Below are 19,588 nucleotides of genomic sequence, written 5' to 3'. Positions count from 1 at the left end.
GCCTGTTCTCCGGGCGCCGCTGTCACGGCGCCTTTGTCAGAGCGCCTTGTCAGTCGGTCGACTTCTCGTCGCTCGGGGCGACCAGGACGACCTTGCGCCGGCGGGAGAGCACCAGCAGCGCCCCACCCACGAGCAGGATGATCGCGCCAATGCCGCCGATCAGGCCGACCTGCACACCGGTCACCGGCAGGCCACCACCGATGGAGCCGCCGCCACCGGCAGCCGGCGACGTGGTCACGCCCGGCACCGGCGTACGGCTCGGACTCGGCGTGTCACCCGGCGTCGGAGTAGCCGTCGCGGTCGGGGTGACCGTCGGCGTTGCAGTTGCAGTTGCCGTCGGCGTTGCAGTCGGGGTTGCCGTCGGCGTCTCCGTCGGCGTGGGCGACTCAGTCGGCGTCGGCGTCGGCGTGGGCGTCTCCGTTGGCGTCGGCGTCGGCGTGGGCGTGGGCGACTCAGTCGGCGTCGGCGTCGGCGTGGGCGTCTCCGTTGGCGTCGGCGTCGGCGTGGGCGTGGGCGTGGGCGTGGGCGTCTCCGTTGGCGTCGGCGTCGGCGTCTCCGTCGGCGTGGGCGTCTCCGTCGGCGTCGGCGTCGGCGTCTCCGTTGGCGTCGGAGTTTCCGTCGGCGTGGGCGTCTGCGTCGGCGTCGGCGTCGGCGTCGGAGTTTCCGTCGGCGTGGGCGTCTGCGTCGGCGTCGGAGTTTCCGTCGGCGAGACCGTGGGCGTCGGGGTGGCCGTGGACGTCGAGGTCGGGGTGGCCGTGGGTGTCGGCTGCACGGTCAGGTCGACGAAGACGTCGAAGATCGCCTGGTTGTCGCCCTCGTCAACCTCGGTGAAGGTCTTCTGCTGCGCCTTGGTGGCCCGCTCAGACTTCTTCTCAGGCTGGCCGGCAGCGGCGTCCAGACCATGTGCCACCAGCTCACCGACCCGCAGCACCGGCTCGGTGACGTCCTTGCCGACCGTCACCTTGATGTCCGCCGTGTAGTACTCACCGGGCCGGATCACCGCGCCGTCGTCCTGGCAGAGCGCTTGAGCAACGCCGAAGGTCTGCGAGGTGCAGGTGTCGGGCAGGGTGTCGAAGGTGACGCCGGCCGGGAGCGTGAGCACATAGGAGATGCCGGTGGCCTTGCGGCTGCCGTCGTTGTAGACCGCCCAGTCGACCGGCACCGTCTCACCCGGACGCACCGGCCGCAGGTCGGGGTCGTCGCCGGTGACGCCGTTCACCACGACGTTCGCGTTGACGTCCTGCACCCAACTGGTCAGGTCGTAGCCGGGCTCGGTGACGGTGATGTCGTGCTCGACCTTGTTGTCTTTCTTGTTGGGGTCGTCGGTGGACGAACGGATGGTGACCACCAGCGTGCCGGCCGCGCCCCGACCGCCGGTGGAGAAGATTGGGATGCCGAAGTCCTCGCTGGTGCCGGCGGGCAGGTCGCCGAGGCTGCAGGTGAACTTCGTGCCGTTCACCCGGCAGCCGTCGGGCACCACGACCCGCACCTTGTTCGTCTTCAGCTTGCTGGTGTCCACGGTGTAGCTGACACCCTTGGCGCCTTCCTTGCTCCGGGTGTTGTCGACCAGGAACTTGAACGGCTTGCTCTTGGCCTCGGTGACACCCTTGGCCAGGTTGTAGCTGAGCGGCACCAGGGCCAGATCGGCCTGTTCGGCCGCCAGCACCGGGGCCGCCACGGCGGCCAGGCCACCGGCCGCGAGCAGCGCCACGAGGCTGGCGCGGACCACGGTCGAGCGGTGGAACGCTGTCATCAGTCCCCCGGGGGTAGGGAAGAAAGAATGGTTGCGGAACGAGCGGACGCTATCGGAGGCCGATCTTCCACGCCAGCGGGCGGACCCGTTTTCATCCGTCCGGCCTGAGGTCGGCAAACGGTACGGGCGGAATGGTCACCCATCCCGCCCGTACCGCCGTGCGTTATATGAACGACCCTCAGCGGGCCGATGGAGGACAGCCCACGACCAGGACCATCAGACCACCCGCCACCAGCACGGTCACGCCGATTCCGGCGATCGACGATGGCGACGGGTATGAGCCGGGACGCTAGCCGCCGACGATCATCTCCACCAGCCCCGCGCCGGGCAGCCTGACGCTGCGGCGGCGGGGACCACCCGTACCGCCGGGGCGACCGGGCGGGAGCATGAGCCTCGGTCAGCCGAACGGCCGGACGAAGACCCGCGTCAGCTGACGTCGACCAGTGGCAGGGATCGGCCCGCACCGCCGCCGGGCAGCGCGATCGAGGAGAAGTGCGAGACCACCCGCTCGTCGGTCGGGTCGTCGGCCGGCGTGTGGTGCACGGCGAGCCGGTTGTAGAGGGTGTCCCGCTGCGCGGGGATCCGGTCCGCCGAGCGGATCATGCCGATCAACTCGTGCAGGTTGGAGCGGTGCCGCGCACCGGCGGAGGAGATCACGTTCTCCTCCAGCATGATCGAACCGAGATCGTCCACGCCCATGTGCAGCGCGAGCTGCCCGACGTCCTTGCCGGTCGTCAGCCAGGACGCCTGCAGGTGCGGCACGGTCTCGAAGAAGAGGCGGGCCACCGCGACCAGCCGCAGGTATTCGAGCGTGGTCGCCTGGGTGCGACCCTTGAGGTGGTTGTTCTCCGGCTGGTATGTCCAGGGAATGAAGGACCGGAAACCGCGGGTGCGGTCCTGCACGTCCCGGATCATGCGCAGGTGCTCGATCCGCTCGGCGTGCGTCTCGCCGGTGCCCATCATCATGGTGGCGGTCGACTCGATGCCCTGCCGGTGAGCCAGCTCCATGACCTCCAGCCAGCGCTCGCCCGACTCCTTGAGGGGCGCGATGGCCTTACGCGGTCGCTCGGGCAGCATCTCGGCGCCAGCGCCAGCGATCGAGTCCAGGCCGGCGGTCTTGATCCGGGCGATTGCCTCGTCCAGGCTCACCCCGGAGACCTTGGCCATGTGCAGGATCTCGCTGGGGCCGATCGAGTGGATGACCAGCTGCGGGTACGCCTGCTTGACCGAGGAGAACAGCTCCTCGTAGTACTCCACGCCGTAGTCCGGGTGGTGCCCGCCCTGGAGCATCACCTGGGTGGCGCCCAGCTCGACCGCCTCGGCGCACCGCCGCAGGATCTCCTCGGTCGGGTGGGTCCACCCTTCCTTGTGCTTGGGCGCCCGGTAGAACGCGCAGAACTTGCACGCCGTCACGCAGACGTTCGTGTAGTTGATGTTGCGATCGATCAGGTACGTGACGACGTTGTCCGGATAGCGCCGCCGGCGCACCGCGTCCGCCGCCTCGCCCAACGCGTGGAAGGGCGCCTCGGTGTAGAGCAGCAGCGCCTCCTCAGGCGTGATCCGCCCGCCGTCCGCGCCACGCTGCAGGATGTCGTCGATCTCCCGGCTCACCGTCACCCCCCGAGCCTACGTCGCCCACTCAGGGGCCGGCATTCCGCTCCGCTTCCCGTGACGCGCACCAGCGCCTGCGAACTGTCCGGCGGTCCGGATCTTGGACAGTTTCCGTTAGCTGCTGACGGAAACTGTCCAAGATCTGCGCAAGTTGCCTTCCCCTTCGACGGGGCTCAACGCCACCTCGGCGAACCGATCGACGAACTGGCGGTCGTTCGGTGCGCTCACGCGTCGTAGTCGACCGTGAGCTTGTCGGTCGTCGGGCTGGACTGGCAGGTCAGGACGTAGCCGGCGGCCAGCTCGTCCGGCTCCAGGGCGTAGTTGCGGGCCATCGTGACCGCCCCGTCCACGACCTTCGCCTTACAGGTCGAGCAGACACCGCCCTTGCAGGCGTACGGCAGCTCGCCCCGCACCTTCAGCGCGGCGTCCAGCACCCGCTCCTCGCGACCCATCGTGAAGCGCGACGATCGGCCGTCCAGCACGATGGTGACCTCGGCCCCGGCACCCGCCTGATCGACGGGGCGACGCACCGGCTCCGGCGGAGCGTCGACGTGGAACAGCTCGGTGCGAACCGCCGACTCGGGCAGCCCACGTGCGGTCAGCACCTCCCGGACGTCGACCACCATGGCGTACGGGCCGCAGAGGAACCACTCCTCGATGAGGTCGCCCGGCACGATGGTGCCCAGCAACCGGCCCAGCCTCTCGGCGTCGATCCGTCCGGAGAGCAGCGGCGACTCACCCTGCTCCCGAGAGAGCACGTGCACCAGGTGCAGCCGGGTGGGATAGCGGTCCTTCAGGTCGGCCAACTCCTCGGCGAACATCACCGTGTTCGCCGTGCGGTTGCCGTACACCAGGGTGAAGGTGCTGGCCGGCTCGACGGCCAGGGCGGTCGCAACAAGCCCGAGCACCGGGGTGATGCCGGAGCCGGCGACGACCGCGCCGTAGTGCCGCACCCGGTCCGGCGCGAACGCCGTGGTGAAGGTGCCCAGCGGCGGCAGCACCTCGACCGTGTCGCCACCGCGCAGCGCCCCGCAGGCGAAAACCGAGAACGCGCCGCCCGGGATCTCCCGCACCCCGATCCGCAGCCGGCCGTGCCGGGCCAGGTCGTCAGGGGTGGAGCAGATCGAGTACGACCGGCGCACGTCCGTACCGTCCTCGGCCACTCGCCGTACCGTCAGGTGTTGGCCCGCACGGAACGCGAAGGTCTCCCGCAGATCCTCCGGTACGGCGAAGGTCACCGCCACGGCGTCGTCGGTGAGCCGGTCGACGGCAGCGACCGACAGCGGGTGGAAGACCGGCCGCCGGCGGACCGGGCGGGTGATGGTGACAGTCACAGCGCCTTCAGGTGGTCGAAGGGTTCGGAGCAGGAGCGGCAACGCCACAACGCCTTGCACGCGGTGGAGCCGAACCGGCTGACCTGCTCGGTCTCCGGCGAGCCGCACTGCGGGCAACGGACCGCGAGGGTCAACGACACGACACCGGCGGCGGGCACCGGGGCCGGCGGGGCGATCCCGGCGGCAGCCAGCTTGGCCCGCCCACCCGCGGAGATCCAGTCGGTGCTCCACGGTGGGCTGAAGACCGTGCGGACCTCGACATCGGGGTGGCCCGCGACCGCGAGCGCGCGACGGATGTCGGCCCGGATCACGTCCATCGCCGGGCAGCCGGTGTAGGTCGGGGTGATGGTGACGGTGACCCGACCACTTGTCGAATCCTCCTCGACCGCCCGCAGGATGCCCAACTCGTCGATGGTGATGACCCGGATCTCCGGGTCCACCACGCTGGCCGCAGCCGTCCTCGCGTCAGTCACCAGTGCGCTCCGGGGTGAGCGCGGTGCAGCACCTGCATCTCGGCGAGCAGGTAGGCCAGGTGCTCGGTGTGCACGCCGGCCCGCCCGCCGGCCGGGGACCAGCGGCTCTCCGGCCGGGTGAGCGTCGCCTCGGCCAGCACCGGGCCGACGGTCTCGTCGAACGCCGGCCGCAGGGTGGCCGGGTCGACCGGCGCCGCCGGGTCCGCGGCGAACAGCTCGTGGGTGTACGGCCACACCTGATCGACGGCCGCCTGCATCCGACGGTGCGACTCGTCGGTGCCGTCACCGAGCCGCTTCACCCACAGCGCGCCATGGTCCAGGTGGTACGCCGACTCCTTGCGCGCCTTGGCGCCGATCGCGGCCAGCCGCTCGTCCGAGCAACCGGCCAGCGCCGTGTACAGCGGCAGCTGGTACGCCGCGAGGAAGAACAGCTTCGCCATCGTCACCGCGAAGTCGCCGTTGGGCAGCTCGACCAGGAGCGCGTTACGGAACTCGCGGTCGTCGCGCAGATACGCCAACGCGTCCTCGTCGCGGCCGGCACTCTCCAGCTCACCCGCGTACGACAGCAGCAGGCGGGCCGCGCCGAGCTGGTCGAGGGCGATGTTGGTCAGCGCGATGTCCTCTTCCATCTCCGGGGCGCGGGTCGTCCACTCGGCCAGTCGCTGAGCGGCGATCAACGCGTCGTCGCCGAGGGCGAGAGTGAAGTCGAAGGGTCCGTTCACAGGTGGGCCACCCCGTCCGGCACCTCGTAGAAGGTGGGGTGGCGGTAGACCTTGTCGGCGGCCGGGTCGAAGAAGGCATCCTTCTCGTCCGGGCTGGACGCGGTGATCGCGCTGGCCGGCACCACCCAGATGGACACGCCCTCCTGGCGGCGGGTGTAGAGGTCCCGGGCGTTACGCAGGGCGAGCTCGGCGTCGGGGGCGTGCAGGCTGCCCACGTGGGTGTGCGACAACCCGCGCCGGGCCCGCACGAAGACCTCCCACAGAGGCGAATGTTCGGTACTCACGCGACTGCCACCTTTTCCCTCTTCTCAGCCCGCTTCGCGGCGTATGCCGCAGCGGCCTCGCGTACCCATGCGCCATCGGTGTGCGCGGCCCGGCGGTGCGCAATCCGCTCCCGGTTGCAGGGTCCGTCGCCGGAGATCACCCGCATCAGCTCGTCGTAGTCCGGCTGGGTGTAGTCGTACGCCTGCCGCTCCTCGTTCCAGCGCAGGTCCGCGTCGGGGATGCGCAGCCCGAGGATCTCGGCCTGCTGGACGCACATGTCGACGAAACGCTGCCGCAGGTCGTCGTTGGAGAAGCGCTTGATCTTCCACGCCATCGACTGGGCGGAGTGCGTGGAGTCGCCGTCCGGAGGGCCGAACATGGCCAGTGACGGGTACCACCAGCGGTCCACCGCGTCCTGGGCCATCGCCTGCTGCGCCGGGGTGCCGTGCGCCAGTGTGTGCAGGATCTCGTAGCCCTGACGCTGGTGGAACGACTCCTCCTTGCAGACCCGGATCATCGCGCGGGCGTACGGGCCGTACGAGCAGCGGCACAGCGGCACCTGGTTGACGATCGCCGCGCCGTCCACCAGCCACCCGATCGCGCCCATGTCGGCCCAGCTCAGGGTCGGGTAGTTGAAGATCGAGCTGTACTTCTGCCGCCCGTCGAGCAGCAGCTGGACCAGCTCGTCGCGGCTGATGCCGAGAGTCTCGGCGGCGGCGTAGAGGTAGAGGCCGTGGCCGGCCTCGTCCTGCACCTTGGCCAGCAGGATCGCCTTGCGCTTGAGCGACGGCGCCCGGCTGATCCAGTTGCCCTCCGGCTGCATGCCGATGATCTCGGAGTGGGCGTGCTGGGCGATCTGCCGGATCAGCGTCCGGCGGTACGCGTCGGGCATCCAGTCCCGTGGCTCGATCTTCTGCTCGGCGTCGACCACCTCGGCGAAGTACGCCGCCAGGTCCTCGTCCGGCGCCGGCCCGCCTCGCCGCCCGCGCGCTGCCGCCGCCCGCAGCTCGGCCTCGGCGGCCTCGACCTCGCCCAGCAGCCCACCGCCCGGCCCGTCACCAACGGCGTTGGCCGCGGCGTCAGCCGGGGCGTCGGCCGGGGCGTCGGCCGGGGTGGAGAAGTCGTTGCCATACATGGGGACAAGTGTTACAGCTTGCGACCCAAGAAACCAGAGCGTGTAACAGGAATCCGAGGATCCCATCCGTGATGGAATGAGTGCTTTGCGTTACCTGGGCACCCCGATTTCTCAGTGACTTAGGCCACGAAACAAAGGTGAATCACCGCAAGAACCGCATACCAGGTCTATATCCTGCCTTTATCGCAGGTTGCCTGGTGTCGACCCCTGGCGCGTCACGCAACCGGACGTAGACTTTCGGCCGTCGCACCGATCGATCGGAGACGGTCGCCGCCAGACAAAGGCCACTTCCCCCGGCCTCGCGATCAGCCGATCTGTTCCGGACAAACAAGACGGTCCCCCGGCCCTGACACACCTGGAGCTCGCCCACTCATGCGATCCCGCGTGACCATGGTGCTCGCCATCACAGCAATCCTCCTCGGCGGCGTCCTACTGGTCCCCACCGCGTACGCCCGGCTCTCCGATGGCGGCAGCAGCGGAGGCGGTGGCGGCGGTGCCGCCTCGACCGTCGCCGCGCCCTCGCCCACTCCACCGCCACCGCCCACGCTGGCGGCCGGCCCGGTGTCGGTGAGCTTCAACGGCGACTTCTTCTCGTGGGCGCTGCTGGATCGGCAGACGGGCAAGATCTCCGGGTCGGCGAACATGACCGCGACCAGCTCCACCGAGTCGATGATCAAGGCGTGGATCGTCTCGGACTATCTGCGGCAGCTCAAGGACAAGGAGCCGACCGCGGCGCTGAAGGAGGCGGCCCGGCTCGCCATCATCGACAGCAACGACACCGCGGCCAACAAGGTCCACGCGGCAGCGGGCGGCTCTTACAAGAAGTCGACGAGCAGCACACCTGACGCGGTGATCCAGCGGGCGATCACGATCTGCGGGCTGACCGACACCAAGCGCGGCAACATCGAGCCGTACACCGGCTTCTGGAGCTTCACCCGGATGTCCCCCCGCGATGCGGTCCGGCTCGGCGACTGCATCGCCGACGGCAAGGCCGCCGGCCCGAAATGGACCAAGTGGGTGCTTGACCAGATGAGCAAGGTCCGCGGCACCACCTCGGCCAAGGACCAGAAATCCAGCTCGGGCGGCGGTCGCTGGGGGATCATCGACGGCCTGCCGAAGTCGATCACGGCCCAGGGCCCGGTCGGCATCAAGAACGGTTGGACCCCTCTCAACTACGACGGCAACTGGCACGTCAACTGCCTTGCGGTCAACGGCAAGTGGAGTCTCGCGGTGATGTTGCGCTACCCGCAGAAGAGCGGGCTGGACTATGGCGCGAAGGTCTGCGCCAGCGTGGCCAGCCAGTTGGTCACCCCGCAGCCGGGCGCCGCGCTCAAGGTGCCGCAGCAACCGGTCGGAAAACTCTGATGGCCGGCAGTCGTCGGGCCGACCGACGCGGCGGCGGTGAGGCGTCCCCGCTTCGGCTGATCGCCATCGCGGTCATCCTGATCGGGCTGGTGCTGGTGTCACTGCGACTGCTGCCCGGGTCGCCGTTCGCGTCGTCCGCCGCCGCCAGGTGGGGCAACGCCGGCACCACCACGAGCGATCGGTCCGCAGGCGCGGCCACCGATCGCAGCGCCCGCCAACCGGCCTCGCCGTCGCCGAGCCCCAGCCCGTCGCTTGAGCCGCTGCCGTTCGTGGCCAAGGACCTCAACCTGGACATCGAGGGCTGGTACTCCTGGAGCGTGCTGGACCGCCGAACCGGGAAGATCATCGGCTCCAAGAACATGGACGAGACCAGCACCACCGCTTCGATGATCAAGTCCTGGATCGTCGCCGACTACCTGCGTCGCGCCGCCGACGCAGGCCAGACGCCGAGCGATGCGAAGCTCGCCGACGCGACGCGGATCATCCGGGACAGTGACAACACCCGGGCCGAGCAGTTCTACAACCTGGTCGGCCGGGACGCCTCGATCAAACGGCTGATCTCCATGTGCAAGCTGACCGACAGCAGCGTCGCCCCCGACAATGGCTGGAGCCGGACAGCGCTCTCCCCCCGGGACACCGCCCGCCTCGGCAACTGCATCGCCGACGGCACCGCCGCCGGCCCGAAGTGGACCAAGTGGCTGCTCAACGAGATGAAGCTGGTGCGGGGCGCGGGCGACTTCGGCATCCGCAAGGCCTTCCCGGCCGCCGAGCAGAAGCAGATCGCCATCAAGAACGGGTGGATCGACCGGACCAACGAGCAGGAGATGCACATCAACTGCCTGGCCATCGGCGACACCTGGACAATGGGCGTGATGGTCAAGTACCCGATCAACATGGGCTACGACTACGGCATGAAGAACTGCGAGAAGATCACCGAGGCGCTGCTCCGCCCCGGCGTCTGACCCGCCCTCTCGGCTGATTCGGCTAGCTTGGCTGGTCTCGGCCGTCCCCGCTGCCGGCTGAGCCCTCCGGAGGGCTCAGCCGGCGAAGAACTCCGGGCCGCCGTCCGGCAGTGCCGGGGCCTCGCCGATCGCGGCGGCCCGCCGGGCCCACTCGCGCAGACCCGCGACCTGCCGGTCACCGAGGGAAAAGTCCAGGGTCCGGAAGTACGTGACCAGCGTCGCCGCGTCGAACGCCTCCCAGCGGGCGGCAGCCTCGGCGACCTGGTCCAGCTCGGCAAGGCAGAGGTCCCGGGAGCGTAGGAACGCCTCGTGCACCTCCTTGACCAGGCCCGGATGAGCGGCGGCGAAGTCACGACGAACCGCCCAGACGGCGAAGACCATCGGCAGACCGGTCCACTCCCGCCACGCCTGCCCGAGGTCGGTGACCGTGAGGCCCCGTTGCGGCGCCTCATGGAACGCCCGCAGCGCCACGTCCCCGATCAGCACCCCGGCGTCGGCCTCCAGCAGCATCTGGGTCAGGTCCGGCGGGCAGCGGTAGTAGTCCGGCCGAACGTTGTAACGCTCAGCAAGCAGCAGCTGGGCCAGCATCACCCCGGTCCGCGAGGTCGAGCCGAGCGCCACCCGAGCGCCATCCAGCTCGGTGAGCGGTCGCGTGGAGACCACGTTGACCGAGAGCACCGGCCCGTCGCTGCCCACGGCCAGATCCGGCAGGAGCAGCAGCTCGTCGGCGTGCCTCAGGTACTCCAGCAGCGAGATCGGCCCGATGTCCAGGTCGCCGGCGACCAGCGCGGCGTTCAGTTGGTCGGGCGAATCCTTGTGCAGGTCGACGTCGAGCAGGGCGCCGGAGCGCATCAGACCCCAGTAGATCGGCAGGCAGTTCAGGAACTGGATGTGCCCGACCCGCGGGCGTGCGATGCGCTCAGCCATGACCCGACCGTATCCCCGGCCTCCGGCTCCGGCTCGGCGGGCCGGCCCGGAGTGGCCAACCCCGCATCCGGCGCTGTCGTCCGTCGACGTCGCCCAACGACAACGGCCGCACCACCCGGGCCACGACCGGCACGCAGGCCAGCATCACCAGCAGGCTGCACACAGCCAGTGTGGCCAGCACCCCGCGAATGAACGCCGCGTCGTCGTCGAGCCGGCGGGCAAACGTGCGGCGAGCCAGCTACCGGGCAGCAGCGCGAGCGGGCGGCGGGCGGGCGGCAGGCGGGCGGCGGGCGGATTGGCCAATGCGCAGCCGAGGCATCGATCAACATGACCAGAAAGTGTCGTACGTGCGTTCTAATCTGTCTCCATGTTGAGGGCGTTGGCGCAGGCGGGTGGTGCCATCGACGACTGCGCCCAGGCCTCGCTGTGGGCACTCTCCGACGACGAGTTGCTCGCGTCCCTCGATGCGACGCACGTGGTGGCGCAGCGGCTGGCCGCCGTCCAGCTCGGTCTGGTGCGCGAGCTGGATGCCCGCGGCCTGGCAGTCGCCCAGGGCGCTTCGTCCACGGCCGTCTGGCTGCGGGAGCGACTCCGGGTCTCCGGTCGCTCCGCGCGCCAACTGGTCCAGCTCGCCGGCACCGTCGATGCCGCTCCAGGAGCAGTGCGCGACGCGTTGTTCAGCGGCGCCATCACCGTCGAGCAGGGTCGGGTGGTGGCCGAGACAATCGCGACCCTTCCGGCCGAGGCTGGTCCGGAGGTGGCGGACAAGGCCACCGCACTGCTGATCGCCTGGGCCGACCGTTTCGATCCGACCATCCTGAGCCGGCTCGGAGAGCGCATCCTCACGCACGTCGCACCGGACTTGGCCGACCAAGCCGAGCTGGCGGCCCTCGAACGGGCCACCGAGCGAGCCGAGGCTCGCCGGCACGTCACGCTCTCCGATCAGCAAAACGGGCAGGTACGCCTCAGCGGCAACCTCGACACCGAGACCGCGGGCCTGCTGCGCGAGGCGATCGATCCGCTTTGCGCCCCCGCCGGTGAGCACGACGACCGCAGCCCCGGTCAGCGCCGGGCCGACGCGCTGGGCGAAGTCTGTCGATTGGCGCTACGCACCGGTCAGCTGCCCGACAATGGCGGGGACCGGCCGCAGCTCGTGGTGACCGTCTCGCTGGATGACCTGGTCAGCGGCGCACGTGCCGGCACTCTGGAGACCGGAGCGCCCCTCACACCGGGCGCGATCCGCCGTCTCGCCTGCGATGCGGGCGTGCTGCCTGCCGTGCTGGGCGGCAACAGTCAGGTCCTGGACGTCGGGCGTCAGCGCCGGCTCTTCACGGGCCCGCTGCGCCGCGCGCTGGTGCTGCGCGACGGTGGCTGCGCCTTTCCTGGCTGTGATCGGCCATCGCGGTGGTGCGACGGTCACCACGTCCGACACTGGGCCGAGGGTGGAGCCACGGCGCTGGGCAACGCCGTGCTGCTCTGCGGCTACCACCACCGGCTCATCCATCGCGGTGACTGGATGGTCCGCATTGCTCCGGATGGCCGGCCCGACTTCCTCCCGCCCCGCTGGCTCGACCCGCTGCGCACGCCGCAACGCAACCTCTACCACCGGCGCTGCTGATGCCGGCAAGCAGCCTCCGCCAACGAGACCGGGACCAGACACACGGGCCGCCCCCGGACGCCCACCAGCCCACTGGGGCCGCGCCCAGCGGCCGCCCAATCAGGCGGGCCGACCCACCGGCACCATGCCGTCTCGGCACCGCCCCACTCGGCACCGCCCCACTCGGTGCCGCCCCACTCGGTGCCGTCCCACCCGGCACCGCGCCGAACTCGGCACCGCGCCAACCTCGGCACCGCCCCACCTGACACCACGCCGAACTCGGCGCCGCCCCACCCGGCGCCACGCCCACCTCGACACGGCCCCACCCGGCGCCACACCCACCTCGGCACCGCCCCACCCTCGGCACCGCCCCACCCTCGGCACCGCCCCACCCTCGGCACCGCCCCACCCGGTGCCACGCCCACCTCGGCGCCGCCCTACCCGGCACAGGCGCCGCTCTCGGCGCCGTCCACACCCGGCAACACGCCATCTCGGACGGGTGGTTGCGTGGGTAATTCGGTGGAAAGGGTGGGCTTGAGAGCGTAGGGTTGCAGCCCGCTTGACGGCCGAGGTGAGCTGCACCGGAACGGACGTCTTCGCGCCGGCGGCCGGCCATCCGCCCTCGGACACGCGAGCGCGCAGCAGATGTGAACGATGGGACGTCAGCATGCCCGCACTTGACCTCGACACCCACCTCGAAACGGATCTGGCCGCCGAGCGCGCGCACCTGGCCACCTCCCGGGCGGCGCTACGGCGGATGCGGGAGCGGGCCGAAGCCCTCTTCGCTACTGGCGACCAGGTGGCTGGCGACGCTTACGCGGCGGAGACGCTCGGCCGCACCCTGGCCCGTCGGGTGGCTGAGCTGGCTGACGATCCGACCACGCCGCTCTTCTTCGGCCGCCTCGACTTCGCCGAGACCGCAAGCCACAACACCACAGACCGCAACAATCCAGACCGCACCACCACTGACCAAAACACCCCACCGCGCACCACCACGGACCGCAACACCACGGACCGCAACACCACGGACCGCAACGCCACGGACCACGCCACCCAGGACCGCGACACCCGAGCGCGCAACGCCACGGACCACGCCACCCAGGACCGCGACACCCCAGCGCGCAACACCACGGACCACGCCACCACGGTGGGCGCGACCAGCGGCGAGGGCCCGGGCGCGAGCAGCACGGATCATGACGGTCGGCGGTATCACGTGGGGCGGCGGCACGTCTCCGACGAGCGCGGCGAGCCGCTGGTGTTGGACTGGCGGGCACCGGTCTCCCGGTCGTTCTACCGGGCCAGCGCGCGGGATCCGCAGGGGGTGGCGGTCCGGCGGCGGTTCGGGTTCAGCAACGGGGTGCTGACCAGCTTCGAGGATGAGCGACTGGACCGGGGCGAGGAGCTGGGCACGACCAGTCGGATCCTCACCGCCGAGATCGAGCGGCCGCGCGTCGGGCCGATGCGGGACATCGTGGCCACCATCCAGCCGGAGCAGGACGAACTGGTTCGGGCTGACCTCGCCGACTCGATCTGCGTGCAGGGGGCTCCGGGTACCGGGAAGACGGCGGTCGGCCTGCACCGGGCCGCGTACCTGCTCTATCTGCACCGGGAGCGGTTGCGGCGGGCGGGCGTGCTGATCGTGGGGCCGAACAGGGCGTTCCTGTCGTACATCGCGGCGGTGCTGCCGGCGCTCGGCGAGGTTGAGGTCGAGCAGGCCACGGTGGAGGAGTTGATCTCCCGGGTGCTGGTCCGGGCGGTCGAGGCGCCGGCAATCGCCGCGCTCAAGCACGACGTACGGATGGCGAGCGTGCTGCGGCGCGCGGTGCAGGCACAGATCGGTACGCCGACCGACTCGATCACCGTGTCGGACGGGTCGTTCCGGTGGCGGATCGGCGTGGAGCCGTTGCACCGGATCGTCGAGGAGACCCGCCGGGAAGGGCTGCCGTACGGCACGGGCCGGGAACGGGTTCGGGCGCGGGTGGTGAGCCTGCTGCAACGGCAGGCCGAGGCGCGGCGGGCGGAGTCGCCCAGCGATGCCTGGCTCCGTCGGATGGGCCGCTGCCGGCCGGTGCTGGACTTCCTGGACGCGGTCTGGCCGGCGCTCACCCCCGAAGGGCTGGTACACGGCCTGCTCTCCGATCCGGGCCGGCTCGCCGCCGCGGCCGACGGGCTGCTCAGCGACACCGAGCAGGCGCTGCTGATCTGGACGAAGCCGGCTCGTACCCCGAAGGCGACCCGCTGGACCAGCGCCGACGCCGTGTTGATCGACGAGGCGACCGGGCTGCTGGAACGGCCCTCCGGGTTCGGGCACGTGGTGGTGGACGAGGCGCAGGATCTCTCCCCGATGCAGTGTCGGGCCATCGCCCGGCGCAGCGAGCACGGTTCGGTCACCCTCCTCGGTGACCTCGCCCAGGGCACCGCGCCGTGGGCGGCGACGGACTGGCGCGAGTCCCTTGCTCATCTGGGCAAGCCGGACGCGGTGGTGGTCCCGTTGACGATCGGTTTCCGGGTGCCCGCCGCGGTGGTCGCGTTCGCGAACCGGCTGCTGCCGGCGCTGGCGGTGGACGTACCCCCGGCCGAGTCGCTGCGTCACGACGGCGGCTTGGACGTGCGTACCGTGACCGACCTGACCTTGGCGACGGTCGCCGAGGTGCGCGCGGCGCTCGCGCACGACGGCTCGGTCGGTGTGATCGCCGCGGACGACGCGGTCGACGGGCTGCGCGCGGCGCTGGCCGCCGTCGGAGTCGCGACCGCGACCGCCGACGACGTGGCGACCGCGGAGCGGGTCACCGTGGTGCCCGCGACGCTGGTCAAGGGCCTGGAGTACGACCATGTGGTGGTGGTCGAGCCGGCCGCGATCGTCGCGGCCGAGCCGCGCGGGCTGCATCGGCTGTACGTGGTGCTCACTCGCGCGGTGTCCCGGCTGGCGGTGCTGCACCACGAGCCGCTGCCCGCCCCGCTGCTGACCGCGCCGCTGTTGACCGCCCCGCTGCTGACCGCGCCGCTGCTGACGAGGCCAGCCACCGCCGAGAACTCAGCCACCACCGCGGTCTAGCGGCTGGCGGGACTAGCGACCGCTGAGGGCTAGCGGCCCGTGAGGGCTAGCGGCCCGTGAGGGCTAGCGGCCTGTGAGGGCTGAGGCGATCTCGCGTAGCGGCTTGCCGGGCTCGGCGATCGGCACCGTGAACGACAACCAGGAGCCGTCGGTGAACTCGATCCGGAGCCGCTTCGGGTTGAGCCGGTGCCAGCCCACCCGGGCATCCGCCACGGCGGCCCGGGGCGCCGACCAGACCACCCTCGTTTCGGCTACCGCCCGTTCGTCGTCAGCCTTGCTCGACCAGAGCTTCACCGGCCCGGACGCGCAGACGAGCAACCGCCGGTCGGTGACGGCGAGGATGGTGTCGTCGAGCGTGGTCGCCGGGGGCACCGGGCGTCGGGAGTGTTGCAGGGTGGACGCCGCCGAGCCCGGAGCTCCCCGACCGGCGATCCCGTGGGTGACGCGGTCGACGATCCGGTCGCCCGCCGAAAAGGAGACCAGCGGTGAGAGCAGGTTGAGCAACGCTCCGGAGACACCGCCGCCACGACCACCGCCCCGACCGCTGCCGGACGGCTCCGGGCTCCCCGTGGCCGGGGGATCCGGCGGCAGGACGCCCTGGGCGATCTCCGTCTTCGCGACGGCGCGCACTCGTTCACCCTGCTCGACGAGTTGGGTGAGTCGTTCCAGGTAGCTGCTGTCCGTCATGGGCTCAGTACCAATCCGGGCGGTCGTCAGCCGTACGGCTGTCGCCGGTCGGTCGACTGCCGCCTGGTGCGTCGGCGATCACCTCGCCCACCAGCTCGCGGACCCGGGCGGCGGCTGCCTCCTGCGCACGCTTGGCCGCGGCGGTGAACTCCTCGGCCAGGGTGTACGAGTCGAAGCGCATCGCTCGTGCGTTGACGTCGGTCGAGACGATCGTGCCGTCCGCCGCGGCGGTGACTCGGACCAGGCCAGAGTCGCTAACGCCCTCGGCGCTGCTGTCTTCCAACTCGGCCATCTTGCCGGCCAGCTCGCGCTGCCAGCCGTCCAGGTTGCGGGCCAGCGCCTCGATGCGGTCCAGGCCGGGAAAGGTCATGTCGGCCCCTGTCAGGTCAGGATGGAGTCGAAGACATTCTGCACGCCCCTGGTGTAGGGGCCCAGATCCTCGCGGTACGTGCCGTCCACAAGGTAGTTGCGGTCCTTGGTGCCGTCGGAAATGTCGTTCAGCCCGACGCCGGTGTCGAGTAGAGCCCCACCGAGGCCGGGGATGTTCACCGGGGACGCCTGATTGATCAGGAACTTGCCCGGGAAGAGCGTCTTGAACTTCTCGATCTGGAACGCCCTGGCCTCGGCCGACCACCCGGACTTGTTCCACGCCCGGTAAGCCTTCTTGGCCTTGCGGATCTCCAGGACCGCCCGACGGTACTTCATCAGCAGCTCGGCGACCTTCTGCATCTTGGTGGCCAGCTTCGTCAGGATCTCGGCGAACCGCGCGACGATCTTGACCATCCGGCCGACGGTGGTGGCGAGCCGCGCCAACACCCGGACCACCGTCGCCGCGAGCGAGATGCCGGCACTGAGCGCCGCCGCCACTGCGGCGATGATCACCTCGGTAAGGAACCAGAGCAGGAACTCGAGGATCAGCTCGACCAGCAGGTTGAAGGCGTCGACCGCCGCGTTGGCCGCGTCGACCAGCACCTCCTTGGTGCCGTCCAACCCGCGGGCCAACTCCTCGATCGCCTCCTCCACCGACTCCATTGAGGCGTGGAAACTCTCGGCGGCGTCGCCCTTCCAGGCCCCCCGCAGGCGGGCCCGGTCCTGAAACTGCTCACCGGCGATCTCGCGGACGGCCGCACCGGTGGTCAGGCAGAGCTGGGCAGCCTGCATCAGGTCGTCCGGCTCGCCGGCGACGAGTTCAAGCAGCTGCTCGAAGGGCCAGAGCACCGCGTTGGACAGCGGCTTGAACGGGTCGGGAGTACCCGACACGATCTGCTCGAAGTAGGTCTTGTTGCGCTGCAACGCCTCGGTGCTCACGCCTGCACCTGCCCACTCGGGCCGGCTCCGCCCGACGACCAGGGGCCGGGAGCGATGACGTCGGGAGCGGACGGACGGCCGGGCACGAACATGTCGGTGTTGGCCACGTCGGTGCCGGTGTAGGTGCCGGCGGTGTCGTCGATCCCTTCGGCGATGTCCGCCATCACCTCAGCACCGTCGGCCAGCCCCTGCAGGCACGCCTCGAACTGCTCGGCGTACGCCGCCGCGAGGCTGAACGACGCCGGCATCACGCCGAACGCGTGCCGGGGCACGTGCCCGTCACCGAATGAACGGTGCAGCTCGCGAAAGCGGGCCGCCCGGTCGGTGGACGCCTTGGCGAACACCGTCAGGGCCTCCGGTTGGACCTCCAGCTCACCGCTCGGGCTCGACACGGACCCTCCCCTGTGTCCTGTGCGACGGATCAGCCGCCACGACTCCCCACCATAGGCACAGCCCGCCGCAACCGGTGACCCAGCATCGGCTTTGTGCCGTTAAGTAGTTTGCGTGGACCCCGACGACGATCTACCACCCACCGACGCCGCGGCGGCGCTCCGCCTGATCCAGGACCAGCGAGCGGCGACGGTCCGTCGATTCGATCCCGATGCCCGCCTGCTCTACTGGCCGTGGGGAGTCGCCTGGCTGGTCGGCTTCGGGCTGCTCTTCCTGCGGTTCTCCCCCGGCGAGCGGGAGCTGCTCCGGCTGCCCGGCTGGCTGCCGCTGACCGTTCTCTTCACGCTGCTGCTGGCCGCCGCGGCGGTCCAGGCGGTGGTCAGCGCGCGGGCCCACGGCCAGGTGACCGGTGACTCCGCCCGGCGGGGGCGCTGGTACGGGTGCGCCTGGGGCCTGGGTTCCGTGAGCATCTACGCGGGGCTCGGCCGGATCACCGAGCACCTGCCGCACGACCTGGCGGTGCTGCTCTGGTCGGCGACCGCCGTCGGGCTGACCGGCGCGCTACACATGGCCGGTGGAGCGATCTGGCTGGACCGGGACCTGTTCCGGCTCGGCGTCTGGATCAGCGTGATCAACCTGGCCGGCGCGTTCGCCGGGCCGGGCTGGCCCGCGCTGGTCGTGGCGGTGACCGGTGGCGGCGGTATCCTGGTCACTGGCGCACTCGCCGGACGGCGACAGCGACAACGGCCGTGACCGAGCTGGCCCCGGTCATCCACGCGCAGGCCCGGCTGCGGGTGGTCGCCAGCCTTTCCACGCTCGGCGACGGCGACAAGATCGCGTTCCCCCGGTTGCAGGAGCTGCTCGTGATGACCGCCGGCAACCTCACCGTGCACCTGCGCAAGCTCGAGGACGCCGGGTACGTGGAGATCAGAAAGACCCACCGTGGACGCGTCCCGGCAACCCTGGTCCGGCTCAGCCGGCGGGGCCGGCTGGCGTTCGAGGAGTACACCGAAACGATCCGCACCCTGCTCGATCCCACCTCGCCGAAGGAACAGCCATGACCCTCGCCCGCGCCGACCAGGCCAGCCGCCGGTACGGCGACGTTCTCGCCCTCGACCGCGTCGACCTCGAAGTCCGGGCCGGCGAGCTGGTCGGCCTGCTCGGGCCGAACGGCGCCGGCAAGAGCACCCTGATGAATCTGCTGGTCGGCCTGCGCCGCCCCAGCTCCGGGCGGGTCGAGCTGTTCGGCGGCGACCCCCGCGACCCGGCGACCCGGCGGCAGATCGGGGTCACCCCGCAGGAGACCGGCCTGCCGGGGACGCTGCGCGTCGGAGAGGTCGTGGACTTCGTCTCCGCGCACTACCCGGACCCGGTGCCCCGCGGTGAACTGCTCGACCAGTTCGGCCTGGGCGACCTCGCCCGACGGCAGACCGGAGGCCTCTCCGGTGGGCAGCGCCGACGGCTGGCGGTGGCGCTGGCGTTCGTCGGGCGACCCCGGTTGGTGCTGCTCGACGAGCCGACCACCGGCCTGGACGTGGCCGCCCGGCACACCCTGTGGGAGGCGATCCGCGCGTTCCACAACGACGGCGGCACCGTGCTGTTGAGCAGCCACTACCTGGAGGAGGTGGAGGCGCTGGCCCACCGGGTGGTGGTGATCGGGCAGGGCCGGGTGCTCGCCGACGACACGGTGGAGGCGGTGCGCGGCATCGTCGGCGTACGCCGGGTCAGCCTGGCCGCCGACCAGCTGCCCGACCTGCCCGGGGTCGTTCGCAGCGAACGAATCGACGGTCGCCTGCACCTGCTCACCACCGACGCCGACGAGCTGGTCCGGGCGCTGGTCACTGCCGGGACCGCCTTCACCGACCTGGAGGTCCGGCCGACCTCGCTGGAGGAGGCGTTCCTCGCCATCACCAGCGGGGACCACCCCGTCGGGGACCAGCCCGACGCCGGGGACCAGCCCGCCACCGCCGGTGCCGGCGGCCGACCCACCACCGTCTGAGGAGGC

At 70.8% G+C, this 19,588-nt stretch carries 19 protein-coding genes; 7 read left to right on the top strand and 12 right to left on the bottom strand.

Features of this window, described 5'->3' with window-relative positions; all coding sequences use genetic code 11:
- Positions 1–49 precede the first annotated feature (49 nt).
- The 7 genes from OG811_RS12510 to paaA form a co-directional block, all read right to left on the bottom strand.
- Complete coding sequence (locus OG811_RS12510) at positions 50–1,753, bottom strand: hypothetical protein (protein WP_406074320.1); 1,704 nt, start codon at positions 1,751–1,753, stop codon at positions 50–52.
- Between the two features lie 426 nt (positions 1,754–2,179).
- On the bottom strand, positions 2,180–3,370 hold the full coding sequence (mqnC, locus tag OG811_RS12505; RefSeq protein WP_406074319.1) for a cyclic dehypoxanthinyl futalosine synthase: 1,191 nt from the start codon (positions 3,368–3,370) through the stop codon (positions 2,180–2,182).
- 218 nt (positions 3,371–3,588) lie between these two features.
- Positions 3,589–4,698 (bottom strand): 1,2-phenylacetyl-CoA epoxidase subunit PaaE, encoded by a 1,110-nt coding sequence (gene paaE, locus OG811_RS12500; RefSeq protein ID WP_406074317.1) that lies wholly within the window; start codon positions 4,696–4,698, stop codon positions 3,589–3,591.
- Positions 4,695–5,171, bottom strand: a complete 477-nt coding sequence (gene paaD, locus OG811_RS12495; protein WP_406074315.1) for a 1,2-phenylacetyl-CoA epoxidase subunit PaaD — start codon at positions 5,169–5,171, stop codon at positions 4,695–4,697. The genes paaE and paaD overlap by 4 nt, the downstream gene beginning before the upstream one ends.
- Positions 5,168–5,893, bottom strand: a complete 726-nt coding sequence (paaC, locus tag OG811_RS12490) for a 1,2-phenylacetyl-CoA epoxidase subunit PaaC (RefSeq protein ID WP_406074314.1) — start codon at positions 5,891–5,893, stop codon at positions 5,168–5,170. The genes paaD and paaC overlap by 4 nt, the downstream gene beginning before the upstream one ends.
- The gene (gene paaB, locus OG811_RS12485) at positions 5,890–6,177 is read right to left on the bottom strand and encodes a 1,2-phenylacetyl-CoA epoxidase subunit PaaB (RefSeq protein ID WP_053652215.1); all 288 of its coding nucleotides are present in this window, start codon (positions 6,175–6,177) and stop codon (positions 5,890–5,892) included. The genes paaC and paaB overlap by 4 nt, the downstream gene beginning before the upstream one ends.
- A complete protein-coding gene (gene paaA, locus OG811_RS12480) occupies positions 6,174–7,292 on the bottom strand; it encodes a 1,2-phenylacetyl-CoA epoxidase subunit PaaA (RefSeq protein ID WP_406074312.1) in 1,119 nt (372 codons plus the stop codon). Before paaA ends, paaB begins: the two co-directional genes overlap by 4 nt.
- A 372-nt stretch (positions 7,293–7,664) precedes the next feature.
- Here paaA and OG811_RS12475 point away from each other — a divergent pair, with 372 nt between their 5' ends.
- Together OG811_RS12475 and OG811_RS12470 are read left to right on the top strand one after the other, a co-directional pair.
- A complete protein-coding gene (locus OG811_RS12475; protein WP_406074310.1) occupies positions 7,665–8,657 on the top strand; it encodes a hypothetical protein in 993 nt (330 codons plus the stop codon).
- The gene (locus tag OG811_RS12470) at positions 8,657–9,619 is read left to right on the top strand and encodes a hypothetical protein (protein WP_406074309.1); all 963 of its coding nucleotides are present in this window, start codon (positions 8,657–8,659) and stop codon (positions 9,617–9,619) included. Before OG811_RS12475 ends, OG811_RS12470 begins: the two co-directional genes overlap by 1 nt.
- A 75-nt stretch (positions 9,620–9,694) precedes the next feature.
- Here OG811_RS12470 and OG811_RS12465 read toward each other — a convergent pair whose 3' ends face one another.
- Positions 9,695–10,546: a menaquinone biosynthetic enzyme MqnA/MqnD family protein gene (locus tag OG811_RS12465; RefSeq protein ID WP_406074307.1), complete on the bottom strand. Its 852-nt coding sequence runs from the start codon at positions 10,544–10,546 to the stop codon at positions 9,695–9,697.
- 367 nt (positions 10,547–10,913) lie between these two features.
- Between OG811_RS12465 and OG811_RS12460 the strand changes: the two genes are divergently transcribed.
- Positions 10,914–12,164, top strand: coding sequence for a DUF222 domain-containing protein (locus OG811_RS12460; protein ID WP_406074306.1), 1,251 nt, complete (start codon positions 10,914–10,916; stop codon positions 12,162–12,164).
- A gap of 646 nt (positions 12,165–12,810) precedes the next feature.
- Positions 12,811–15,198, top strand: a complete 2,388-nt coding sequence (locus OG811_RS12455; RefSeq protein WP_406074304.1) for a HelD family protein — start codon at positions 12,811–12,813, stop codon at positions 15,196–15,198.
- Between the two features lie 63 nt (positions 15,199–15,261).
- Here OG811_RS12455 and OG811_RS12450 read toward each other — a convergent pair whose 3' ends face one another.
- Genes OG811_RS12450 through OG811_RS12435 form a run of 4 tightly spaced genes read right to left on the bottom strand, consistent with a single transcriptional unit; the run spans position 15,262 to position 17,585 of the window.
- Complete coding sequence (locus tag OG811_RS12450) at positions 15,262–15,885, bottom strand: hypothetical protein (protein WP_406074302.1); 624 nt, start codon at positions 15,883–15,885, stop codon at positions 15,262–15,264.
- A gap of 4 nt (positions 15,886–15,889) precedes the next feature.
- Positions 15,890–16,255 carry a YbaB/EbfC family nucleoid-associated protein gene (locus tag OG811_RS12445; RefSeq protein WP_406074301.1) on the bottom strand — a complete coding sequence of 122 codons (366 nt, stop codon included), beginning with the start codon at positions 16,253–16,255 and terminating at the stop codon, positions 15,890–15,892.
- Positions 16,256–16,266: 11 nt separating this feature from the next.
- Positions 16,267–17,193, bottom strand: a complete 927-nt coding sequence (locus tag OG811_RS12440) for a WXG100 family type VII secretion target (RefSeq protein WP_406074299.1) — start codon at positions 17,191–17,193, stop codon at positions 16,267–16,269.
- Positions 17,190–17,585 carry a type VII secretion target gene (locus OG811_RS12435; RefSeq protein WP_406074297.1) on the bottom strand — a complete coding sequence of 132 codons (396 nt, stop codon included), beginning with the start codon at positions 17,583–17,585 and terminating at the stop codon, positions 17,190–17,192. The genes OG811_RS12440 and OG811_RS12435 overlap by 4 nt, the downstream gene beginning before the upstream one ends.
- A 112-nt stretch (positions 17,586–17,697) precedes the next feature.
- Between OG811_RS12435 and OG811_RS12430 the strand changes: the two genes are divergently transcribed.
- The 3 genes from OG811_RS12430 to OG811_RS12420 are packed head-to-tail and all read left to right on the top strand — an operon-like array spanning position 17,698 to position 19,582.
- Complete coding sequence (locus tag OG811_RS12430) at positions 17,698–18,336, top strand: transporter (RefSeq protein WP_406074296.1); 639 nt, start codon at positions 17,698–17,700, stop codon at positions 18,334–18,336.
- Complete coding sequence (locus OG811_RS12425; RefSeq protein WP_406074294.1) at positions 18,333–18,644, top strand: transcriptional regulator; 312 nt, start codon at positions 18,333–18,335, stop codon at positions 18,642–18,644. Before OG811_RS12430 ends, OG811_RS12425 begins: the two co-directional genes overlap by 4 nt.
- Positions 18,641–19,582, top strand: a complete 942-nt coding sequence (locus tag OG811_RS12420) for an ABC transporter ATP-binding protein (RefSeq protein WP_406074293.1) — start codon at positions 18,641–18,643, stop codon at positions 19,580–19,582. Before OG811_RS12425 ends, OG811_RS12420 begins: the two co-directional genes overlap by 4 nt.
- Positions 19,583–19,588 lie beyond the last annotated feature (6 nt).

The sequence above is a fragment of the Micromonospora sp. NBC_01638 genome, assembly GCF_045209745.1.
Taxonomy (GTDB): domain Bacteria; phylum Actinomycetota; class Actinomycetes; order Mycobacteriales; family Micromonosporaceae; genus Micromonospora.
The sequence above is the reverse complement of the archived record's forward strand: the minus strand, read 5'-3'. Positions and strand labels throughout refer to the sequence as shown.